Raw genomic sequence first — 18,118 nt, forward strand, 5'->3', positions numbered from 1 at the left:
GCCATGATGCAAAAAACAGGCTTGTTGGGCATGTGTGTTTCAACCAGGCTATTTACCATAAACTATCAACCATTAGCTGAAAAGGCTGGCTTAAAATCTTCCATTTTTATTAAATTGCCCCATAATTCCTATTTTTTATGAAGAAATACTTAGGTACAGCAATTGTCAGTATCCTATCGCTTTCGGCTTTTGCCCAAAACGAGATCAGTTATGCTGTTTCTTTCGCAAATGCCATTCACCATGAGGCCGAAATCAGTATGCTTATTCCCAATGTTCCTACTGGAGCATTAAAAGTGCGGATGAGCCGATCGTCTCCTGGCCGGTACGCTACGCACGAGTTCGGCAAAAATATTTACCATTTAAAGGCTTTTGATGCTTCAGGAAAACAGCTTGCCGTTAAGCAGCCAGCGGGCGATGAATATATAATCCCCAATCACGGTACAAGTGTAAAAATAACCTATACCATTTTTGGCAATTGGATTGATGGAACTTATGCCGGTTTTGATGAAACCCATGCGCACATGAATATTCCGGCCACTTTCGCTTTTCCGGTAGGTATGGACAATAGGCCAAGGCTGGTAAAATTCAATTACGCCGAAAAACAGGACTGGAAAGTTGCCACACAACTTAAACCCTTGGCCAACGGAACATATTTTGCGCCAAACCTTCAGTATTTTATGGATAGTCCGATCGAAATTGCAGACTATAAAACCGCGAGCTGGCAGGTTAAAAATACCGACGGCAAAGTGCAAACCATTCACCTCATTTCGCATTCAAATGATGATCAGCAAACGATAGATAATTATGCAGGCATGCTTAAAAAAATGGTTGATGAGCATTTAGCGGTATGGGGTGAGTTTCCAACCTATGATTATGGTCATTATTACTTTTTAGAAGATGTTTACCCGGATAATGCGGGAGATGGGATGGAGCACCGGAATTCGACCTCCATTGTACAACGCACCCAAAAAATTGCAGGCTATGAATCCAATTTACTGGGCACGTTTTCCCACGAATATTTCCACAGCTGGAATGTGGAACGCTTACGCCCCAAAACCTTAGAGCCCTTTAATTTCGAACATGCCAATATGAGCAACGAACTTTGGCTGGCCGAAGGTTTTACTCAGTATTACGGCAACCTGCTGTTAACCCGTGCCGGTTTAAAAACAGAAGATAATGCGATCCAAACTTTTAATGGCTTGGCAAATGCAGTGCTGCTTTCGCCCGGGGCGCTCAACTTTTCGCCCATCGAAGCCAGCAGATACGCCGTATTTGCTGATGCTGGTGTAGCGATCGACCAAACCAACAAAGCCAATATTTTTACTTCTTATTATACCTATGGAGCTGCTACCGCGCTGGCTTTAGACCTCCGCCTAAGGGCCGAATTTAAGCTTACGCTCGACGATTACATGCGCGCACTATGGAAAGCTTACGGCAAGCCGGAAATTGCCTACACCATTCCAGATTTGGAAAAAACCTTGGCAAGCTTAACCAAAAGCCCAGCATTCGCGACGAGTTTCTTTAAAAAGTACATTTACGGCACCGAAAAAAATGATTATGCGCAATTACTGCTCAATGCCGGATTGGTACTGCGTAAAGCAAACCCAGGACAAGCCTATTCAGGTTTTGGAAATATTGGCGCAATAGACGACAAAATTATTTTATCGCAAACCCTGGTGGGAACACCCGCATATAAGGCAGGCTTAGATATTGGCGATGTTTTATTAACAATAGACGGCATAAAAGTGAAAAACGTCATGGAGGTAGTTAAAATTACCGGCGATCATAAACCCGGCGACACCCTCGATATTACTTACCAGCACCGGGGAATAGAAAAAACCACTAAATTAACATTGACCGAAAATCCGGCCCTGGAAATTGTGAGCATTGAGAAAACAGGGGGAACTTTAACACCTGCCATGCAAAATTTCAGAACCAATTGGTTAGGTTCACAGGTTAAATCGAAAACAACTAATTAAACATAAAAAATGAAGAAAATCGCCCTTTTTGCCTTAGTCGGGATGGCAGGTTTGCAGCTAAAAGCGCAAAACATTGATAAAATTATTACCCGCGAATACACCGACCACTTGATTAAAACATTAAGTGCCGATGATATGCAGGGCCGTGCAACTTTTACTCCGGGTATCGACAAAGCAGCTACTTTTATCGAATCTGAATTTAAAAAGATAGGATTGAAACCATTGGAAGGCGAAAAAACCTTCCGCCAAACCTTTAACAAATACCAGGTAAGCAACCTCAGCACCAATGTTAAATTAGATGGACAGGAAATTGCCCCAGAAAACCTAATTGTTTCGGGTGTTACCTCAGAAAGCGTTACGCTGGATAAATCGAACACTACGGTGGTAAAATTAGATCCTGAAAAACCATTTGTAGCGCAGTTAAGGGCCATGATGGGTGCAGGCAAAAACCAGGTTATATTGGTTGATAGCAAATTTGCAGAGCTGTTTAACCGCTACAGAAGTTACTTTAGCAAACCTACAACTGTTGATGAGAAAGATATTCAGGCAACAACAAGCGCTGTACAGGTTTTTGTTTTAGGTAAAGATGCCGCAACAGATATTGCTGCCACTTTTAAAAGCAAGGTAACCAAAATGCCTTTGTTCAATGCTGCAGGTGTAATTCCAGGTAAATCTAAAGCCAAAGAAATTGTGGTTTTCTCTGGTCACTATGATCACTTAGGCTTTTTAAAGCCGGTAGATGGCGACAGCATTGCCAATGGAGCGGATGATGACGCCAGTGGCACAACAGCCATGATTGCCCTGGCTAAATATTATAAGGCACAGAAAAACAACGAGCGTACTTTGATTTTTGTGGCTTTTACCGCAGAAGAAATTGGTGGCTTTGGCGCAAAATATTTCTCTGAGAAATTAAACCCTGATGATGTTGTAGCCATGTTTAATATCGAAATGATCGGTAAAGATTCGAAATTTGGTAAAAACACTGCATTCATAACGGGTTATGAGCGCTCTGATTTCGGCAAGATTTTGCAGAAGAACTTAGCAGGCACGGAATTTACTTTCCATCCTGATCCATATCCAGATCAAAATTTATTTTACAGAAGTGATAACGCAACTTTAGCCGCTTTAGGCGTACCGGCCCATACCATTAGTACCGATAAAATTGATATCGATAAACTGTACCACAGTGTTAAAGATGAATACAGCTCTTTAGATGTAGAGAATATCCTTTCTACCATTAAGGCAATTGCAAAAAGTGCTGTTACCATTGTAAACGGTACTGATACACCGACAAGGATACCGAAGCTGAAGAAATAATAAACCATTACAATAGCACTATTTCTATAGACCGTCACCCTGATCCGATAGCTATCGGATTTATTTCAGGGTCTCAATATTAGTGGGGAGATGCTGAAATAAATTCAGCATGACGATTTTGATAAAATCCGGTAGGTTTGAACACCATTGCAAACAAAAAAGGCTCCCGATTTTACATTGGGAGCCTTTTTTGTTCTTTTATTATTTACTCAAGTACATTGATTTGTCTTTGTAAAGCTTGCGGAAGTAAGGATCTTCCAGATCTTTAATGAAACGGATGGCTTCACCAGTCGATTTCATTTCAGGACCTAGTTCTTTAGCCACCTCAGGGAATTTCTCGTAAGAGAAAACCGGCTCTTTAATGGCGTAACCTTCAAGCTTGCGAACGATGGTAAAATCTTTCAGTTTCGCTACACCCAGCATAATTTTTGCTGCGATGTTGATATAAGGCACATCGTAAGCTTTTGCAATGAAAGGAACCGTACGCGATGCCCTTGGATTGGCCTCAATTACATAAACCTTTTCATCTTTGATGGCAAACTGGATGTTTAATAAACCACGAACATCAAGCGCTTTCGCAATTTTGATCGAGTATTCTTCCATCGCTTTAGTTACCGTTTCTGATAAGCTGAATGTTGGCAATACCGCGAAAGAGTCTCCTGAGTGGATACCTGCAGGCTCGATGTGCTCCATCATACCCACAATGTGAACATCCTCTCCATCAGAAATCGAATCAGATTCTGCTTCTTCAGCTCTATCTAAAAAGTGATCGATCAATACGCGGTTGCCCGGTAAATCGCCCAATAATTTTACTACCGCTTTTTCAAGATCTTCATCATTGATTACAATGCTCATACCTTGTCCACCCAGTACATAGCTCGGACGAACCAGCACCGGATAACCTACCTCATTGGCTACAACAATTGCTTCTTCAGCATTTTCTGCAACACCATATTTAGGATAAGGAATATTTAATTCTTTCAACAGGTCAGAGAAACGGCCACGGTCTTCGGCGATATCCATATTCTCGAAAGATGTTCCGATAATTTTGATGCCTTTTTCCGTTAGTTTTTCAGCCATTTTTAAAGCTGTTTGTCCACCCAACTGAACAATTACACCAACTGGTTTTTCTAATTCGATAATCTCGCGCACATGCTCCCAGAAAACCGGCTCGAAATATAATTTATCGGCCATGTTAAAGTCGGTAGAAACCGTTTCAGGGTTACAGTTAACCATAATGGCTTCGAAACCCGATTCTTTTGCAGCCAATAATCCGTGTACACAAGAGTAATCGAACTCAATACCCTGACCGATACGGTTCGGGCCTGAGCCTAAAACAATTACCTTTTGACGGTCAGAAGGTTTAGATTCGTTCTCTTCTTCAAAAGTAGAGTAGTAGTATGGTGTTTTGGCCGGGAACTCTGCAGCGCAGGTATCAACCATTTTATAAACCCTGTTTATACCCAATGCTTTACGGCGATCGTAAACTTCATCCTCGGTAACGTTGCCCAATAACCAGGCAATCTGAACATCAGAGAATCCTTTTTGCTTAAGGGTTACAAAGAAATCCTGAGGGATATTATTTAAAGAGTATCTTTTTAATTCTGTTTCTAAAGCTACAAGCTCCTGAATCTGGTTCAAGAACCATTTATCGATTTTGGTTACCTTGCGGATCGATTCTAACGGTACACCCATGGCCATCGCATCTTTGATCAAGAACAAACGGTTCCATGAAGCATGCTCCAAACCGTCCATAATCTCTTCAATATTGCGAACCTGTCTGCCATCTGCACCTAAACCTGCACGGTTGATCTCCAAACTCTGACAAGCTTTTTGTAAAGCTTCGATAAAAGTACGGCCTATAGCCATTACTTCACCAACAGATTTCATCTGTAAACCAAGCTCCTTGTTAGCGCCTTTAAACTTATCGAAGTTCCAACGTGGAACCTTAACAATAACGTAATCTAAAGTAGGTTCGAAGTATGCAGACGTAGTTTTGGTAATCTGGTTTTCAATTTCATCCAGGTTATAACCGATAGCCAGTTTAGCCGCAATTTTTGCAATTGGATAACCAGTTGCTTTACTTGCCAAAGCTGATGAACGTGATACACGTGGGTTGATTTCGATTGCGATAATTTCATCATCTGCAGGGTTAACCGAGAACTGAACGTTACAGCCGCCGGCAAAATTACCGATTGCGCGCATCATCTTAATCGCCTGGTTACGCATATCCTGGTAGCAACGGTCTGATAAGGTCATTGCAGGGGCAACAGTAATCGAATCTCCTGTATGGATACCCATTGGATCGAAGTTTTCGATCGAACAGATGATGATTACGTTATCGTTGCTATCTCTCAATAACTCCAACTCGTATTCTTTCCAGCCTAAAACTGCTTTCTCTACCAATACTTCGTGCGTAGGAGAAGCCTCTAAACCACGCTTTAAAGCAGCATCAAATTCTTCTTTCTTGTGTACGAAACCACCACCAGAACCACCTAAGGTATATGATGGACGGATTACCAATGGATAACCGATTTCTTGGGCAGCCTCTTTACCTTCTAAAAATGAATTGGCAATTTTCGATTGTGCAACACCTACACCGATATCAACCATTAACTGGCGGAAAGATTCGCGGTTCTCGGTTTTTTCGATGGCATCAACATCTACACCAACTACTTTTACGCCATATTTTTCCCAAACACCACGTTCTTCAGCTTCTTTACAAAGGTTTAATGCAGTTTGACCTCCCATTGTTGGAAGTACGGCATCAATTCTAGGTAAATCTGCAGAGGCGATATGCTCTTGTAAAATAACCTCTATTGAATCAACAGTTAAGGGACGCAGATAAACATGGTCGCCGATAACCTTATCCGTCATGATGGTAGCCGGATTGGAGTTGATAATGGAAACGTTAATCCCTTCTTCTTTTAAAGATAAGGCCGCTTGCGAACCCGAGTAGTCAAATTCGCATGCTTGGCCAATAATAATTGGTCCAGATCCGATAATCAGTACTGAGCGTATGGAAGTGTCTTTAGGCATGATAAAGCTTAAACAATAATTAAAATTCTAAAGTGTCGGTTCTTTTCAAAGAACCCTGAAAGCAACGAGATTTTGTGCTTGTAAGAAGAAAAATCCCAACTGTTCTGTCGGGATGCAAAGATACATCTTTAGCGCGATTTTAAGCTGATTTTTTTAAAATAAAAAAGAGAGCCATTTAGACTCTCTTTTTAAACTTTTCTTTTGCGAAAAACACTACTGTTGTAATTTAATTTCGCCTAAATCAGTAGTGGCACTATCTTTCACCGCAACCTTTTCTATCACTGCATCTTTATATGGTGCATTGGCTTTTATCCATACCGTATAAACGCCTTCTTTTAAGTTAGAAAAAGTAAAGGTACCCTGGTTAATCTGGGCCTTTAAAGTATCTGTTCCAGCTACCAGCGAAACCGATGAAGCAGCATCAAGAGGGCTAATTTTGCCAATTATTCCACCCAGTCTAATATTTGTATAAGCTATTGAACCCAGTGCAAATACAATTAGAAGGGATAGTACAACACATAACTTTTTCATGATTATATCTTTTATTAATACCTGTCTGAAATAAATAACACTTTTTTATACAAATAGTTTTAAATAATGAACAGCCAAAACCCGTAATGTACTATAAATTATACACGCAAGTAGCCAAGCACTATACAACTGTAATCCAAATGTTAATTAGTGTTAAAAGAATTTCGTCAAACTGCCTTTATAGGTCAGAATTAAGTCACGAAGTTGTGATGATCGGAATATTGGCAATAATGTTGTAATAAGCAGAACATATATGCGTTTTGTATATACTTTAGACAATGATCTAAAGCTTCCTCCGCGGATTAGTTACCCGCCATGAGGATTTCTTCATAAATAGTTTGTTTGGTTTATTATCCGGTTAGAGGAGCCCTCCTCAACCGGATTTTTTCTTTTAAGGCTTTTTCTTTTACATTTGAATACACGCAGAAAAAACCGCACCGTGAATACAAACATTAAAAAAATTGCCATCGTTGGTCCCGAAAGCACAGGAAAATCTACCCTATCGCAATTATTGGGAAAACATTATAAGGTTTCTTGGGTACCCGAATATGCCCGTTATTACTGCGAAAACCTGGTAACCGATTATACCTTGCAGGATGAGATAAACATGTACTATGGTCAGGTAGCTTTAGAAGATGCCATTTTGGTTACCACCGAAAGCGATTTCATCATCTGCGATACCACATTTGTAACGGTAAAGATTTGGAGCGACGAAGTGCTTGGCGAAACACCACAGGTTGTTATGGATGCCCTGCCCAAAAGGCCATATGATTTATATCTGTTAATGAACATCGATTTGCCATGGCAGGATGATCCACTGCGCGATTTTCCCGATAAACGCGAATACTTTATGCAGGTTTGGCATAAGGAGCTGCAGGCGCTAAATGCAAATTATAAGGTTATTAGTGGCCTGGGTGAAGAAAGGATTGCGAATGCGATTAAAGCCGTTGACGATTTTCTGGGAATATAAAAGGATATTATTGCTTATTGGAAAAGTGCGGACTGTATTCCTTGGCCGCCTGTTGCCCCGCCATACGCTTTATCCGGACGTGAAGTCGGGATGCCCGCTCCTGTTTATTGAACAAGGGCCTGCTATCATGGCGCCTAGCACAAAACGTTCCTACGGAACGAAAAATGCAAACATTTTTCTACCCATGAGCCGGCCCGATGGGACGGCAAAAACATCATATTTACAGATCGTCCCATCGGGACGATTCATCGGTAGCCAATTGTATAAATTGGCGTTTATCGTTCCGTAGGAACGTTTGGTGATTATCTTTTAATATTTGTACATATATGCACAGCACCTTTCATTTTTAAATGATATTGTCAATTTTTCACCCAATTAACCCGTATCGCATTAAAAAAAACTCGAATTGCTAAATATTTTCTACATTTGCCCCATCATTAGGGGTGCCTTGTTTAAATAAACACAAAAACAGGCTGAGATCATACCCATTTTGAGGTAAAAGGTAGAAGGTAAAAGGTAGAGGGTAAAACCATCAGCCTTAAAGCCTTCCAGCCATCAACCTCGAATGCACCTGATCCGGGTAATGCCGGCGTAGGGATTGGAGTTATGGAAGTTTAACTGAAATCGGCAATGCCCCTTTTCCGATGGGTTTAACTAAAAACAAAAAAATTGAAAAATTTACTTTTTGCAGCGCTTGTTGCAATGTTGCCTTTCTTAGCATCGGCACAAATTTCTGTTTCGGGTAAGGTTACAGATCAAAATCAAAACGCGCTTCCTGGCGCAACCGTTAAAATAAGGAACCAAAGAACCGCTGTGGTAAGCGATGCAAGTGGAAACTTTAGCATCAGCAATCTATCAAGCGGTAAATACATTTTCCTGGTAAGCTACGTTGGCTATAAATCGGAAGAGCAAACCCTGAACCTTACCGAAAATACCACTTTAAATTTCAAGCTAACCGCACAGAACTTCTTGGCCGATGAGGTAATTGTACGTGCCACCCGGGCTACAGAAAAATCGGCAACTACCTATAAAAATGTAGGCAAAGAAGAAATACAGCAAAACAACTTTGGCCAGGATTTACCGTTTATCCTTCAAAACACACCGGGCGTTGTGGCAAATTCGGATGCTGGCGCTGGAGTAGGCTATACGGGTATCCGCATACGTGGTAGTGATAACAGCAGGATTAATGTAACTGTAAACGGTATTCCGATTAATGATAGCGAAAGCCAGGGTACATTTTATGTAAACATGCCCGATTTTGCCTCATCGGTAGATAATATCCAGATTCAACGCGGTGTAGGTACTTCAACAAATGGAGCCGGAGCATTTGGCGCAAGTTTGAACATCCAAACAACAGCCAGCGAAACCGAACCTTATGCAGAGGTAAATAGTACTTACGGTAGCTTCAATACCTGGAAAAATACCGTAAAAGTTGGAACAGGCTTAATTAATAACCGTTTCAGTTTCGACGGGCGTTTATCACGGATCAGCTCTGATGGCTATGTAGACCGTGGTTCATCGCTGCTTAAATCGTATTTTCTATCTGGTGCCTACCATGGCAATAAAGATCTGTTGCGCATCAATGTTTTTTCAGGAAATGAGAAAACCTATCAATCATGGAACGGTATTCCGCAATCGCGTTTAGAAAATGATGTGGCTGGCATGAATGCTTATATCGATAGAAATGGATTAAGCGCCGAGGATGCGGCCAACCTATTAAACGCCGGCAGAAGGTATAACAGTTTCCTATACAATAACCAAACTGATAATTATGTTCAAAACCATTATCAGTTGCTTTATGCGCGGCAGTTTTCAGATCAGTTTTCTTTTAATGGTGCGCTGCACTATACCCAAGGAGAAGGTTATTACGAAGAATACCGGGTGCAGGATAAACTGAAAAACTACGGGTTAAATCCGGTTGTTATCCCTGGCGGAACTCCTGTTACAAGTACAGATTTAATCCGTCGCCGCTGGTTGGATAACGATTTTTATGGTGTTACTTATGCCTTTAACTACGTGCCACAGAAAAATTTAAACTTTACTTTAGGTGGCGCCTACAACGAATATAAAGGAGCGCATTTTGGACAGGTTATTTGGGCACAGTATGCATCAAATGGCAATATAGATAGGCATTACTATGACAACGATGGTTTCAAAACCGATTTCAACACCTACGGCAAGGTTAACTATAGCCCTGTAGAAGCGTTAAGCCTGTTTGCTGATTTACAGTACCGCCGTGTGTATTACGACATTGCCGGAACTGAAAATAAACTGAATACACTGGCGATAAACAAAACCTTAAATTTCTTTAATCCTAAGGTTGGTGCTACTTATTTCATCAACACCGAAAGCAATGTATATGCCTCGTTCAGTATTGCCAATAAGGAGCCAAACCGCGATGACTATACAGATGCTTCGGTTGCGGGAATTTCGCCTGAACCTGAACGCTTAAATGATGTTGAAGCGGGCTACCGTTTTAAAAACAGCAAATTAAACATCGGTGCAAATGCCTATGGTATGTTCTATAAAAACCAGTTGGTGGTTACTGGAAAAATAAACGATGTTGGTGGCAATTACCGCCAAAATGTTGATAAAAGTTACCGCCTAGGGATTGAACTGGACGGTTCTTACAACATCAGCCCAAAGTTTGTATTAAACGCCAACGCTGCTTTAAGCAGAAACAAAATCAAAAACTTTACCGAGTATTATGATGATTATGATAATGGCGGACAGGTAGTAAATAACTATAACCTAACTGATATTTCTTACTCTCCAAATACAGTTCTTTTTGGCGAGGTGGTATACAAACCAGTTAGTGGTTTTGCTGTAGCCTTACAGAGCAAATATGTAAGCAAACAATACTTGGATAACACGCAGAATAACGACCGGACCATTAATGGTTATTGGGTAAGCAATGCGCGCTTAGGTTACGATTTCAAATTTGCAGGAGTTAAGAACATTAACCTGGGCCTATTGGTTAATAACGTTTTCGATAAAAAATACGAAAGCAATGGTTATACCTACGGCTACCTTTTAGGTGGAAGCCGGATTACCGAAAACTTTTTTTACCCGCAGGCAGGAACTAATTTTCTGCTAAGCTTAAATGTGAAGTTTTAATAATTTATTATGATCTGTGAGGACACAGACCATGGAGATAGATTACCGGAAACTTTTTTTACCCACAGGCAGGAAATAATTTTTTGCTAAGCTTAAACGTGAAGTTTTAATAATTTAATATGGTCTGTGGTGACACAGGCCATGGGAATAGACTAAAGGTTACAGCTTGAAAGCATTAGGATCGCCATTGCAAGGTATGCTTGCAATGGCGATTTTGTTTATCTTGCCACTCTGATCTTAAAATACTTTAATCTTAACAATCCTAATGAAATACATTGAAAAGTTCCAGTACATTACACACGATATCCCACACCTTTCGCATGTGGAGCAGGTACAGTTGGCCTGCGAGGCAGGAGCGAAGTGGATACAGTACCGCTGCTTGAGCAAAACCGATGAAGCACTTCTGGCAGATATAAATACGATTGCCGAAACCTGCGACGATTGGGGCACTACACTAATCGTTACCGATCATATCCATTTAAATGGCAAGGCTGATATTCAGGGTTTTCATATCGAAGACATGGATGCCGATTTTACCAAACTGCGCGAACTGGTTGGCCCTGATATTACATTGGGCGGCTCTGCCAATACCATCGAAAATTTAATCCGTATGGCCAAAGAAGGGGCAGATTATATAGGGCTTGGTCCTTTTGCCCTAACTGAAACCAAACCCAATAATTATGACCGCTTGGGCATAACGGGCTATCAAAATATCATAGGCGCTTTAAAAAAACAGGCGGTAAATATTCCGGTGCTGGCTGTAGGGGGTATAAAAATATACGATGTAGAAGCTTTAATGCAGACCGGTATTTACGGCGTAGCTGTTTCGGGTGCCATTAACTTTGCCGACGATTTTGAAGAAGCCTATCAGGATTTTTACACAATCGTTAAAGAAAGCGCTGTTAATTAACACTTTATAGTTTGAAGCCTATCGGATAATTTTTAGTTTTGGATAAACCCTTAGTTACTATGTCAGAAAACGCTCTTCAAACCAACACCCCCTGGAGTACTTATAAAAAAATATCCTTTAGGTTCTTTTTTATACTATTGCCTCTTTTTATCATCTTAAATAATAATGGGGCTTTCACTTTCTTGTCGGGCCTGCTGCAGCTGCCCAGTTTGGTTCTACATCATTTTATTCCGTGGTTTGCCAAAAACATTATTCATTACAACTACGATTTTTCTATCTATACCAATGGCAGTGGCGATACCTCTTACGATTGGGTACTCTTGCTTTTTATATTTTTGGTTTCGGTAGCCGGGTGTGTGGTATGGTCGGTTTTAGACCGCAAACGCAAAAGCTACAATGCAGCCCATTATTGGCTGGTGGTATTGGTAAGGTTTTACCTCGCCTTTACCTTGATCCTTTACGGCTTAATAAAGGTAATCAAGCTCCAGTTTCCCGATCCTTCTTTAACCCGGCTGCTTCAACCTTTTGGCGATGCATCGCCAATGGGCCTGGCATGGACTTTTCTTGGCTTTTCTAAAGGTTACAATATTTTTATGGGGATTGTAGAGGTTTCTGCCATTTTACTCTTATTCCGCAGAACAGTAATTGTTGGGGCCTTTTTGGCACTCGCCGCAACTGCACACGTAATGTCGATGAATTACTTTTTCGATGTTCCGGTAAAACTGCTCTCTACGGCACTAGTGGTAATGAGTGTATTTATTTTAGCTCCTCATTTACTCAAATTATACCGTTTCTTTATCAAATACGAAAGTCAGCAGCTTGATAAAATGTACCGCCCAACCTTTAAAAAGCGGTGGCTTTTTATTTCGGCCTATAGCTTAAAATATGTATACATCACGGCTTCTGTTGCTTACCTGTTGTATTCTTTTCTCGAACAGACCAAAACTTATGGCAGTGCTGCGCCCAAACCCTTTTTATATGGCATTTATAATGTAGAAAACATGAGGCTCAAGGGAAAAACCCTCGCACCGTTAACCACCGATAGTATCCGTTGGAAACAGATGGTTATCAGTTATCCCGGTTATGCAAGGGTAAAAAAGATGAACGACAGTACAGTTAATTTTACAACAGCCTTCGACCAGAAAAAAAAAGAACTGGTATTAAAATCTGCCGATAAAGATTCGCTAAAATATGTATTAAACTATCGGGTTATTGGCAAAGATAGGCTTGAAATTTCGGGTTTGACAAATCAGGATTCTATATCCGTTAGCTTTAAAAAGAAAGACCTGAAAGATTTTAGACTGATTAACCGGGGCTTCCATTGGGTAAGCGAATACCCTTATAACCGCTAACATTTTATGCGGAATTAATCTTCATGTATGCTACTTAACACGAAATTTCTATATTCGCAATATGTCTTCACACCATATTGTAAAAGAAAAGCAAGAGCCAGCTTTATACATAGATGAGCTTGGAAATTTTAACGAGGAGCTTTTGGGCCAATTGTTAGAATGGAGCCCAACCCTTTTGGTTAACGGCGAAAATTACGACAAGATATTTTCTCTGGGCTTAAAAGTAGATGTACTGGTAAATGGGAGTGGGCAGGAAACCCAAGAAGATACAAAAGTGATTCAAGGGCCTGTTGATGCCCTGATGGTGGCTGTAAACTACCTTTTTGAAGAAAGATACCCAGCAGTAAATGTGATTGCAAAAAAATTCGATCTGGAAAAATTTGCCGGATTTGAAGATAAGATTAACCTTGTGGTGTTTACCGAAAGGGCAAAACATTACCCAATTAAATCGGGTTTTTCGGTTTGGAAACCTGCCGGAAGTGAATTTCTCATCCATGGCAACCGCTACATGGAGGTTACCAACCTGATGCAGAACGAAGATGAAATTTTTACCGTAGTTAAAGATGGCTTTGTAGAATTTACCTTTTCCGGCCAACCAATTTTTATCAGTGAACCAATATGATTACCCTTAGAAAAGCGAAAGAACAGGATATAGAAATTATCAGGGATATTGCCGCAGCAACCTGGCCATCAACCTATCTCGATATTATCGGGCAGGCACAGATTGATTATATGTTAGATAAAATGTATAACAAAGGCGAACTGCTGAAACAATTTATGGAAGGCCACATTTTCCTGATTGCAGAAGAAGGCGAAAACCAATTTGGGTTTGCCGGATATTCTATAGTTGGGCACGAAGAGCGGATTTATAAATTGCACAAACTGTATGTTTTACCTTCTGCCCACGGCAAGGGTGTGGGCAAAATTTTAATTAACGAAGTTTTTAATCAGGTAAAGGATACTGGTGGCACTGCGCTGCAATTAAATGTGAACAAGCACAACAATGCAAAGGATTTTTACCTTAAAGCCGGTTTCACCGTAAAAGAATCTGTAAAGCTCGATATTGGCGAAGGTTTTTTTATGGATGATTACGTAATGGAATATAAATTCTAAACAAATTTCGGGATAGCCGCTGGCTGTACACCACTATTTTATGCGCCTTTCATTAAAATGAAGGGCGTTTTCATGAAATTAAACCGCGTTTATGCTCAACTCCAGTAACTTTAGTTTTAAGAAAAAATAATTATTAAATTGGCTCTATAATTTAAACCATGAAATATATATTATCGCTCCTATTATTCTTTGTAACGTTTACCACATTTTCGCAAATACCCAAACCGCTAAAAGATACTTATGTAAATGATTTTGCGAAGGTGCTTTCTAAAGCAGAAATCAGAAAATTAAACGATACAATTAATCAGATCGAAAAAAAATCGGGTGTACAGCTTGCACTGGTTATTGTAAATAAAATACCAAAGGAATACGATATTGAGGAGTATTCGTTGCTTATTGCCCGCAGGTGGAAAGTTGGCAATAAAGAAGATGGCTTAGTTTATGTTGCCGCCATAAAGCAGCGTAAGCAACGGCTCGAAGTGGCCCGCAACCTTGAGCCCATTTTTACCACAGAAACCAGTCAGGATGTGCTGACTAAAACAAAAGCGCATTTTAGAGCAAATGATTACGGAAAGGGCCTGTTTGCATTGGTATCGGATATTGCTTTTAAATTGGATAGTGCAGGCTATGGTGAACCCCCAGCAGTGCAATCGCTCGCGGCTGTTGATCAACCAGAAGCCAAAGCCGTAAGCCATCAAGAAACTGACCACAGTTTATCATTGCTTGGCTTTTTTATGATTACATTTTTGGTCGTGGTAGTGATGCTCATTATCCGGCTTTTCAGACCAAGGCAAAGTGGCCCTCCGCCAGTGGGTGGTGGTTATGGAAGTTACAATAACGGCTATAATAACGGTTATGATGGTGGCTACTACGGTAGTCGCAGAAGAGGACTTGGTTCCTTTTTTGCGGGCGCGGCAAGTGGTTATTTCTTTAACAGCTTGCTCAACAGAAATAGATATAACAACAACAATAATCATGTACCTCCTCAACATGTACAAGAGGAAGAACGTCCGAGCAGTGGAAGCAGTTTTGGCGATTGGGGTTCATCCCGTGACAATTCTTCAAATGGTGGAGGTTCATCATCATCTTCGTCAAGCGGCGGGTTTTCAGGTGGTGGCGCTACTTCAGACTGGTAATAAACAAGCTATATATTTACCTAAACGGTTTAACGCCGCTCACGAAATGAGCGGCGTTTATGTTTACAAGCGCATGCTACTATCAAAGATGCGGTTTTGGTGTTTGTTAAAAGCAAATAATTAAATGAGCCGGTTTTGCCAAAGTTGTCTTAATTCTTCATCCTTCCCTGTTCAGCCTCGGTACCGGTTGAGCGGCGGCGTGCAGGTTTAATTTCGTTCTTACCAAAACGGTAAGTGAAACTGATTCTGCCGATCTGCGTTTCATTTTTCTGGCGAACCTCGTATTTCAGTCCCGGATAGGCACTTGACAGGTTGTTTCTATTGGTATTGAACACATCAGACAAAGCCAGTTTTAAACTCGCTTTTTTATTCAGTAAGGTTTTGCTTAAACCAGCATCAACTGAATAACGCGATTTTATGCTCAGCGTACCATAATCAAGCGGCGATTCATAACTTCCGTTCAGCTCTGCCGTGAAACCGCTTACAATGGTAAAGGTGTGCTGACTTTTAAACTGGAATGATGTTTTCCCTGTTTTCAAGGCGCTTCCGGCTAAATCTGGAGCTTCGAAACTAAGGTAAAAAACATTTAGGTTGTTATTGGTTTGCCACCATTTCGTAATCTGAACAGGCACATTTAAATTGGCATTGTAGCTAATGTTGGTGGCAATATTGGCATTGGTTTGGTATAGGGATTGATTTGCAGCATCAGGCAAAATTACCTCTGCAATTACATCGTTAATCCTGCTGTAACCTATTGAGAGCATGTATTTTTGCAGCAGCGTGTAACTGAGCTCAAAATTGTGGGTATACTGCGGGTTTAAAAAGGGATTTCCTTTACTGTAGGTAAATTCGTCGAGATAATAAATAAATGGGTTTAAAGCATCGTAACTTGGTCTATCTATCCTTCTGCTGTAAGAAAAACCCAACTGATTATTTTTTGAGAGTGTTTGCTGAACAAACAATGTTGGAAAGAAATCCCAGTAATCACGTTCTACCACAGTGTTTTTAGTAATCAGATTTCCTTTCGAATTGGTTTGCTCTACCCTTAAGCCAATCTGTACGCTGGTATTTTTAAACTGTTTGTTAATATTGGTATAAGCGGCATTTACATTTTCATCATATATAAACTGATTGCTCCGTTTCACATCGTTCTGCCAGGCATTACCCGCTAGCATTTCTGCCTGTAAATCGTTGTCGGTTTTAACCCAGCTGCTTTTTAGCCCAGCTTCGAGCTTAACCGTTTTGCTCAACGAAACATTATAATCGATTTTAAAAGCTTTGATATCAATTATGGACGGGGTATTGTTCCGGGTATACCTGATTGGGCGGATACTGCTGCCATTCGGGAAACGGTAATCGTTTTCATAATTGGAGCCATCGTTCCCTTTGTACTTGGAATAATCTACATCTGCAGAAATTTCTGAACCAGCCGTATCCAGAACAGATTTGTAATTTAAGTTATAAGAAATATTGTTGTATTTGTTGGCCTGTAATGAATTGGTTATCAGGCTCGAATCTACCTGGTTAAAAGATGGACCGATTAAAGTATTGTTTACCGCAGTTTCATTTCCGTGGTTAAAGTAACCATTCACCAATACACCAATGGTATTTTTTTTATCAATAAAGTAATCTAAACCTGCTTTAAAATTATTGTTCTGCTGTTTTCTGTGGCTGGTTCCAACCTGCATGAAGTAGGTATCAGGTGTTCCGTTCGAAACCCGATCAATCGCAATCATATTATCGCGTTCGTTTCTTCCATAATTATAATTGCCAAAAAGATTTAATTTCTGCGTTCTATGGTTAAGGTTTAAACCGGCATTGCCCCTAAAGTTTCTGCCATAGCCGGCAGTTCCCGTTAAGCTACCGTTGGTTCCACCGCTTTTGTTCTTTTTGGTTTTAATGTTGATGATGCCCGAGTTACCAGAAGCATCATATTTGGAAGATGGATTGGTAATCAGCTCTATGCTCTCTATCTCCGAACTTTGCATGTTGCGGAGCAGGTTGGCCACATCGGCATTGCTCATGTAGGTCTGCTTTCCATCCAATTGGATCAGTACACCCTGTTTTCCCATCATCGAAATTTTATCGTTCTGATCTACAGAAACCCCAGGCGCTTTTTGCAGAACCTCCAAAGCGGTAGAACCGGTCATAATCGAACTGTTAGAAACATTCATCACAATCTTGTCCATTTTTCTTTCAATTAATGGCTTGGTAATGGCCACATTTACCTCTTTTAAATTTTGGGTGCTGGCTGCAAGCTGTGCGGTACCAAAATCTGCCTTTTGGTTTTCGTCAGTCAAAACAATGGTTTTGCTTTTAAATGTTTTATAGCCCATGTTGCTGGCTTTATAAAAATAGCTGCCCTTACCCACAACATTAAATCCGAATAAGCCATTCGGATCGGTAAAGGCCGTTTTAACCACGCTCGAATCGGAGGCTTTAAAAAGTACAACCGTTACATAGTCTGCAGGTTTTTTATTTTCATCTAAAATTACCCCACTTACGTTAAGTTTGGGATTGGTTTGGGCAAATGCACGGGTAACAGTTACGAAGAGAATGAACAAAAACGATATCTTGTATAAATTTTTCATTGGTTTTAGGTCTTATAGCTTAAAAAATTGGGAAAAAAAATCCCATAACGCACATACATGCAT

12 protein-coding genes are annotated in these 18,118 nt (G+C 40.5%); 9 read left to right on the forward strand and 3 right to left on the reverse strand.

Annotated elements, in window-relative coordinates; translation table 11 throughout:
- The first annotated feature begins 137 nt into the window (after nt 1-137).
- Complete coding sequence (locus ACS5PU_RS07955) at nt 138-1,979, forward strand: M61 family metallopeptidase (protein WP_439458754.1); 1,842 nt, start codon at nt 138-140, stop codon at nt 1,977-1,979.
- Between the two features lie 9 nt (nt 1,980-1,988).
- The gene (locus tag ACS5PU_RS07960; protein WP_439458755.1) at nt 1,989-3,296 is read left to right on the forward strand and encodes a M20/M25/M40 family metallo-hydrolase; all 1,308 of its coding nucleotides are present in this window, start codon (nt 1,989-1,991) and stop codon (nt 3,294-3,296) included.
- A 201-nt stretch (nt 3,297-3,497) separates the two neighbouring features.
- Here the strand turns inward: ACS5PU_RS07960 and carB are convergent, their stop codons facing one another.
- Together carB and ACS5PU_RS07970 are read right to left on the reverse strand one after the other, a co-directional pair.
- The gene (carB, locus tag ACS5PU_RS07965; protein WP_439458756.1) at nt 3,498-6,335 is read right to left on the reverse strand and encodes a carbamoyl-phosphate synthase large subunit; all 2,838 of its coding nucleotides are present in this window, start codon (nt 6,333-6,335) and stop codon (nt 3,498-3,500) included.
- 213 nt (nt 6,336-6,548) lie between these two features.
- Nucleotides 6,549-6,866, reverse strand: a complete 318-nt coding sequence (locus tag ACS5PU_RS07970) for a carboxypeptidase regulatory-like domain-containing protein (RefSeq protein ID WP_439458757.1) — start codon at nt 6,864-6,866, stop codon at nt 6,549-6,551.
- A gap of 439 nt (nt 6,867-7,305) precedes the next feature.
- On the opposite strand from ACS5PU_RS07970, the gene ACS5PU_RS07975 reads away from it, so the two are divergent.
- The 7 genes from ACS5PU_RS07975 to ACS5PU_RS08005 all read left to right on the forward strand — a co-directional run bounded on the left by ACS5PU_RS07975 (nt 7,306) and on the right by ACS5PU_RS08005 (nt 15,464).
- Nucleotides 7,306-7,836: an AAA family ATPase gene (locus ACS5PU_RS07975; RefSeq protein ID WP_439458758.1), complete on the forward strand. Its 531-nt coding sequence runs from the start codon at nt 7,306-7,308 to the stop codon at nt 7,834-7,836.
- Between the two features lie 669 nt (nt 7,837-8,505).
- Nucleotides 8,506-10,953, forward strand: a complete 2,448-nt coding sequence (locus tag ACS5PU_RS07980) for a TonB-dependent receptor (protein ID WP_439458759.1) — start codon at nt 8,506-8,508, stop codon at nt 10,951-10,953.
- A gap of 265 nt (nt 10,954-11,218) precedes the next feature.
- Complete coding sequence (locus ACS5PU_RS07985) at nt 11,219-11,863, forward strand: thiamine phosphate synthase (protein WP_439458760.1); 645 nt, start codon at nt 11,219-11,221, stop codon at nt 11,861-11,863.
- Nucleotides 11,864-11,922: 59 nt separating this feature from the next.
- Complete coding sequence (locus ACS5PU_RS07990; RefSeq protein WP_439458761.1) at nt 11,923-13,215, forward strand: hypothetical protein; 1,293 nt, start codon at nt 11,923-11,925, stop codon at nt 13,213-13,215.
- Between the two features lie 61 nt (nt 13,216-13,276).
- Nucleotides 13,277-13,837, forward strand: a complete 561-nt coding sequence (locus tag ACS5PU_RS07995) for a thiamine pyrophosphokinase (protein WP_439458762.1) — start codon at nt 13,277-13,279, stop codon at nt 13,835-13,837.
- A complete protein-coding gene (locus tag ACS5PU_RS08000; protein WP_439458763.1) occupies nt 13,834-14,328 on the forward strand; it encodes a GNAT family N-acetyltransferase in 495 nt (164 codons plus the stop codon). Before ACS5PU_RS07995 ends, ACS5PU_RS08000 begins: the two co-directional genes overlap by 4 nt.
- A 158-nt stretch (nt 14,329-14,486) precedes the next feature.
- On the forward strand, nt 14,487-15,464 hold the full coding sequence (locus tag ACS5PU_RS08005; protein WP_439458764.1) for a TPM domain-containing protein: 978 nt from the start codon (nt 14,487-14,489) through the stop codon (nt 15,462-15,464).
- A gap of 149 nt (nt 15,465-15,613) precedes the next feature.
- Here ACS5PU_RS08005 and ACS5PU_RS08010 read toward each other — a convergent pair whose 3' ends face one another.
- Nucleotides 15,614-18,055 carry an outer membrane beta-barrel protein gene (locus ACS5PU_RS08010; protein WP_439458765.1) on the reverse strand — a complete coding sequence of 814 codons (2,442 nt, stop codon included), beginning with the start codon at nt 18,053-18,055 and terminating at the stop codon, nt 15,614-15,616.
- Nucleotides 18,056-18,118: the final 63 nt, after the last annotated feature.

Origin of the sequence: Pedobacter sp. GSP4 (genome assembly GCF_051857575.1) — a bacterium.
Classification (GTDB): Bacteria; Bacteroidota; Bacteroidia; order Sphingobacteriales; family Sphingobacteriaceae; genus Pedobacter.